Annotated in this window: 2 protein-coding genes; both read right to left on the bottom strand. The window is 67.4% G+C overall.

The window, feature by feature from the left end:
- A partial coding sequence (locus B4F19_RS06025; protein ID WP_292733367.1) for a TrmH family RNA methyltransferase occupies positions 1 to 520 on the bottom strand: 520 nt, incomplete at its 3' end.
- A gap of 240 nt (positions 521 to 760) precedes the next feature.
- Positions 761 to 965, bottom strand: a 205-nt coding sequence (gene rplT / locus B4F19_RS06020; protein ID WP_292733363.1) for a 50S ribosomal protein L20, incomplete at its 5' end; no start/stop codon positions are given.

The following is a 965-nucleotide window of genomic DNA, read 5'->3' as shown; positions in this document are numbered from 1 at the left end:
CCCCCACGGCGATCGGGAGATGGAAGAGCGAGCCGGTCGTGGAACGGACGACTTTCGGGTTGTACGGGTCGACCGACTTGCCGGTGAGGATCACGGCATCGGCGCCCGCCGCATCGGCCGCGCGGATGATCGTCCCGAGGTTCCCCGGGTCACGCACCTGCTCGCAGATCGCGACCAACCGCGGCCGGGCTGCGAACACGTCAGCGACGCTGGACGGGGTCTGGCGTGCGACCGCCACGATTCCCTGCGGAGTCACCGTGTCTGCCATCGCGTCCAGGACAGCTTCGCTTGCCAGCTCCAGGTCCAGTCCCGCGGCACGCGCAGCATCCCGAATGTCGCCGTGCCGATCCAGTGCGCCAGGTGTCGCGTAAAGCTCCACGAGCGCGTCGGACCGGTAGGTCAGCGCCTCGCGAACTGCCTGCGGTCCCTCAAGCAGGAACAGCCCGGTCTCCTGGCGTGCGCTGCGCTTGGACAACTTCGCGACCGCGCGCACGCGCGGCGATCGCGGGTTCTCCAGCACGGGCCCAGTTTAGAGGTACGGCGACAGCGATTCCGGCGCGATCACGGGCGCGACGAGCTTATATTCCGCGAAGGTTACGGTCCGAGGCACCGCGTGTGCGGCACATCCGTGCAAGTGCGGCGATTCTCTGTGCCGCAGTCGCACGACAGTGCCGCACACGTGAGAGCAGGCGACGGATGCCGACACGACAACGAAGGGCGCCTCCCTTTCGGGAAGCGCCCTTCGGGCAAGAACGACCGATCAGGCCGACTTGGGTGCGTTGACGTCGCTGGGAAGCGCCTTCTTGGCGGTGTCGACGAGCGAAGCGAAGACCTTCGGCTCGTTGACCGCGAGCTCGGCAAGCATCCGGCGGTCGACCTGCACACCTGCCAGGTTCAGGCCCTGGATGAAGCGGTTGTAGGTGAGACCGTTCTGGCGGCTCGCGGCGTTGATGCGCTGGATCCAC

The sequence above is a fragment of the Microbacterium sp. UBA1097 genome, from assembly GCF_002313585.1.
GTDB lineage: Bacteria > Actinomycetota > Actinomycetes > Actinomycetales > Microbacteriaceae > Microbacterium.
The sequence above is the reverse complement of the archived record's forward strand: the minus strand, read 5'-3'. Positions and strand labels throughout refer to the sequence as shown.